This is a genomic window from Escherichia sp. AM3 (genome assembly GCF_032029835.1).
GTDB lineage: Bacteria > Pseudomonadota > Gammaproteobacteria > Enterobacterales > Enterobacteriaceae > Escherichia > Escherichia coli.
This window is the reverse complement of record NZ_JAVUPQ010000513.1, coordinates 1-582: the sequence shown is the minus strand read 5'-3', so window position 1 is coordinate 582 and position 582 is coordinate 1. Positions and strand designations below refer to the sequence as shown.

General features: G+C 46.9%; 1 protein-coding gene. It reads left to right on the top strand.

Translation table 11 applies throughout. The features are described 5' to 3' along the window. The coding region (locus tag RTW80_RS26950; RefSeq protein ID WP_312721153.1) for an outer membrane protein OmpK at nt 1-582 on the top strand (582 nt) is incomplete at both ends.

The window sequence follows — 582 nt, the reverse complement described above, 5'->3', positions numbered from 1 at the left end:
GTTGTATCTCATGCAGAATTTAAAGGCGGTTTTGCAGATATCGGCGTGCATTATCTGGACTGGACCAGCCGGACTACCGAAAAATCGTCGACCAAATCACACAAAGATGATTTTGGTTATCTTGAATTTGAAGGTGGCGCTAACTTTAGTTGGGGAGAAATGTACGGGTTCTTCGACTGGGAAAACTTCTATAACGGTCGCCATAATAAACCAGGTAGCGAGCAGCGTTATACCTTTAAAAATACCAACCGTATTTACCTGGGTGACACCGGATTTAATCTCTACTTGCATGCGTATGGCACCTACGGTTCTGCGAATCGCGTGAATGTCCACGACGATATGTTCCTGTACGGTATCGGCTACAATTTCACCGGCAGCGGTTGGTGGTTCAAACCGTTCTTTGCTAAGCGTTATACAGATCAAACCTATTACACTGGCGACAACGGCTATGTCGCCGGCTGGGTTGCAGGTTACAACTTTATGCTGGGCAGCGAGAAATTCACTCTTACCAACTGGAACGAGTACGAGTTTGACCGTGACGCTACCTATGCAGCGGGTAATGGCGGTAAAGAAGGGCTGAAT